This is a genomic window from Verrucomicrobiota bacterium (genome assembly GCA_039192515.1).
Lineage (GTDB): Bacteria > Verrucomicrobiota > Verrucomicrobiia > Methylacidiphilales > JBCCWR01 > JBCCWR01.
This window is the reverse complement of the sequence record JBCCXA010000079.1, coordinates 1-3,575: the sequence shown is the minus strand read 5'-3', so window position 1 is coordinate 3,575 and position 3,575 is coordinate 1. Positions and strand designations below refer to the sequence as shown.

At 38.6% G+C, this 3,575-nt stretch carries 4 protein-coding genes; 3 read left to right on the top strand and 1 reads right to left on the bottom strand.

Annotation, left to right across the window (positions count from 1 at the left end; translation table 11 throughout):
• The first annotated feature begins 49 nt into the window (after positions 1–49).
• Genes AAGA18_15870 through AAGA18_15860 form a run of 3 tightly spaced genes read left to right on the top strand, consistent with a single transcriptional unit; the run spans position 50 to position 3,013 of the window.
• Positions 50–1,084, top strand: a complete 1,035-nt coding sequence (locus tag AAGA18_15870; protein ID MEM9446818.1) for an IS630 family transposase — start codon at positions 50–52, stop codon at positions 1,082–1,084.
• A gap of 56 nt (positions 1,085–1,140) precedes the next feature.
• On the top strand, positions 1,141–1,836 hold the full coding sequence (locus tag AAGA18_15865; GenBank protein ID MEM9446817.1) for an SOS response-associated peptidase: 696 nt from the start codon (positions 1,141–1,143) through the stop codon (positions 1,834–1,836).
• Positions 1,837–1,843: 7 nt separating this feature from the next.
• Complete coding sequence (locus tag AAGA18_15860; protein MEM9446816.1) at positions 1,844–3,013, top strand: tetratricopeptide repeat protein; 1,170 nt, start codon at positions 1,844–1,846, stop codon at positions 3,011–3,013.
• 29 nt (positions 3,014–3,042) lie between these two features.
• Here the strand turns inward: AAGA18_15860 and AAGA18_15855 are convergent.
• Positions 3,043–3,575: hypothetical protein (locus AAGA18_15855; protein MEM9446815.1), on the bottom strand; the 533-nt coding region annotated here is incomplete at its 5' end.

Sequence of the window (3,575 nt, the reverse complement as noted above, 5' to 3'; positions counted from 1 at the left end):
GCTAGTGTAATGATTTCATAATAAGCTTACTATTAGCGATATTAGCCTTATGGCCAGCATAGGTAAATTAGAAGTATCAGCAGAAGATAGAAAAGAGCTTTTATTCAGATCAAGATCACATACTCTGGGAAGTAGAGATGTTCTACGATCGCGGATCATATTGTTATGTGCAGAAGGAAAGAGCTATGATTCCATTCAAGACACGCTTAACATCAGCCGACCAGTTATCAATAAATGGAAATCAAGATATAAAAAACATGGATTAGAAGGGTTAAAAGATGCTGCTCGTTCGGGTAAGCCACGCATTTATCAGGAATCTGATAAAGCAAGAGTGATTCAATTAGCTTGTAGTAATCCAGCGGGAGGTTACACTACTTGGAGTCAGAGAAGAATTGCTGAGCAGATAGGCATGAGTCAAACTAAAGTACAGCAGATATTAAAGGAAAGTGACTTAAAACCACATAAAGTGGAGTATTGGTGTGGGAAAAGTACTGATCCCGAATTTGAGGAGAAAATGCTCAACGTGATAGGCCTTTACATGAATGAAGACCAAAATGCTATTGTTCTATCAGTAGATGAGAAGACCCAGATACAAGCTTTAGACAGAAGTCAGCCTGAACTGCCTATGCGAAGTGGAAGCCCTAAAAGACATACGACAACTTATAAACGAAATGGTACCGTTGCATTAATCGCTGCGTTAGCAGTTCATCAAGGAGAAATCACCGCTGAGACTATTGACAAAAATAATCATGAGAATTTCCTGAAGTTTCTCAAGAAACTCTATCGCAAGTATCCCAAGAAGCACTTACATATCATTGCCGATAACCTCAATGTACATAAACACCACAAAGTAAAGGAATGGGTGGACGCTAAAAAACGACTCACCATGCACTTTACTCCAACCTACTCTTCTTGGCTAAATCAAATAGAAATATGGTTTAATATTTTAAGTAAAGATGTGCTTAAAGGTGGAGTTTGGCATTCTAAACAGCAACTTGTCCAACAGCTTATGCTATATGTAGATACTTACAATCAAACCAGAGCCAAGCCTTTTGAATGGAATTATAACGGAAAAAGTAAATGAAATATGAAATCATTACACTAGTAAGTATTTTGACGTTATCCTCTTAGATTAGTAATGTGACTGATAGATATACCATTACCACTAATAAAAACACCCTTCTGGTACAATTTAATTTAGAAAGTATAGACGGTTATGTACCCAGTTACAATGCTGCACCCGCACATATCTTACCTGTAATAACCATGGGATCAGCCGGTCTTTCCTTCTTCTATTGGGGGCAAATCCCGGAGCGGGCTAAAAACAAGTCTATAAGTCAAAAGCTTCTGTATATCGATGGTGAATCGCTCATTACAAAACAGCTACTTCATAAAGACCTGTTAGAGCAGAGATGCCTCATTGTTGCTGATGGATTTTATGGCTGGAAACGAATAAGTAAGAAAGGCAAGGTAGCCCATCGCATAACTTTCAAAGAAAATGAAGTTCTTGGATTTGGCGGTACTTGGGAAGAATTTGAAAATGACGATGGTGAAGTAGTTCATACTTTTAAGATCATTACCACTCCATCAAATGCATTAGTAGATGCCATGTCACCTCGAATGCCATTAATGCTAGGTCGTGAGCAGGAAAAGTTATGGTTAGATAAGGAAACCGACATTAGTTCGCTATTAGATCTGATTAAGCCTTACTCAGTCAGCAAGATGCATCTCTACACCGTATCCCCGAAAGTAAAAGATCCTAATTTTAACCATCCCTCCCTTATCGAGCCCTTTGCTCCTACAGATCAGTTCGGGAATTACTCGCTTTTCGATTGAGTAAAATATGAGGATCTTATTATTTCTTACAGCTTACCTACTGAATTTTTCCTCCTTCAGCCAAGACAGATTAAGTTTGATTATAAAGGCTGAAGACCAACTTATCTCAGGTGATACAACAGAAGCCTTGAACACATTCAAAAATGTATTAGAGGATTTCCCCCGAAGCTTCAGCGCTACCAAAAGACTATCTGAAGTTTATTACTACCTAAAAGACTATCATAACGCTATCCTTTATGTAAATATAGCAATAGAGATAGCTGAGGATTATTTTTTTGAGAGCGGTGAACATAAAAATACAGCTCAATACCGTCTGGATCTGGCCGATGCACATCACCTTAAAGGTTTGATCCGCATGAAACAGTTTCGTTTCAAAGACGCCCTTAACCAAGTCAATCAGGCTTTGCAGTTTGACTCATTAAACACTGCCATTCAGTTGGACAGAGCTATGATATATTTCACGGCTAATGATTTAGATAGCGCCAGATATTATCTTCAGTCATTAAAGTCTCAACCTGTGATCAGAAGTAAGGTATTATTTAGCATAGCTAATGCTTACTACAAGGAAAAGAGACTTGATAGCGCCCTTTATTATTATGACGAAGTAATCCATTATTATCCAATATTTAAAGCAGCCCATCATTATAGGGGGATGGTATTGACTGAAATGCAGCGCTACAGGAAGGCGGTTGAAGCTTATTCGACATATATTCAGCTGGACAGCTCATCTGAAGAGGTTTTTTTCAGAAGGGCAGTTTTACTGAATGAATTAGCCGATATGACCGAGGCTCTTAAAGATTGGTCGAAAGTCATTGAATTGAATAATGAAAACCAGGAGGCTTACAGAAATAGAGGGCTAACCTATTTCCAACTAGGTAATTATGATAAAGCGATTCAGGATTTTGACAAAGCCCTTGAACTGGAGCCTGACCAGGCTTACACAGAAATTAACCGCGGGTATTCACACTATTTAGTTAACGATCTAAAACAGGCGCTTATGGATTTGGATAATGGCATAAAGAAAATGCCAAGGTATTATTTTGGCTATTATTTTAGAGCCTTAGTTCATCTACGACTGAAAAATAGGAAACAGGCTTGTAATGATGCCAAGCGCGCCGCAGCGTTGGGAATGGCGGAATCAGCGATGGATGATTTGGTATTGAAGAAGTGTTTTTAACCTGGCTGGAACAAAGAGCTAGAAGTTAGCTAAAAATCATCTTCGCCATCACCATCCTCTTCTTCTGTTGGTTCCTCAGTGGGCGGCTCATCTTTTTTCTTTTTCTTCTTTTCTTTTTTGACTTTCGGCTTTTTCTCTTTTGGAGGTTTATTGCCATTCTTTAAAAATGAAAAGAGTCCTTTCTTTTCTTCTTGCACTTCACCTCCAGCAACGTCAGTAGCCGAGGTTTCTACGTCGCCATCCTCACCTTCTCTGTCAACCTCTTCTTCTTTGTTCTTTTTCTTAAATAGGTTTTGGAAGAATCCAAAGAACCCTTTCTTCTCTTTTTTAGCAGTCGTTTTAGCTTCTTCAGCATTGTCTTCCTGTTGTAGACGAACATCAGGATATAACAAATACTTTCGCAGATACCACAGATACAATTCCTGATCGATATTGAACTTCTCTTTTTTCAGCGAAATAACATAAGTTGAATCCGAAACCGAGGTATTTGCAGAGTCGGTTTCAATAGAATGATCTTTAACTAAGTCAGCCGAATCGTAGAGATCACGTGATCCAATATCTC

Coding starts and splice junctions, on each gene's coding strand:
- AAGA18_15870 (MEM9446818.1), top strand. CDS start 50: ATGGCCAGCATAGGTAAATTAGAAGTATCAGCAGAAGATAGAAAAGAG.
- AAGA18_15860 (MEM9446816.1), top strand. CDS start 1,844: ATGAGGATCTTATTATTTCTTACAGCTTACCTACTGAATTTTTCCTCC.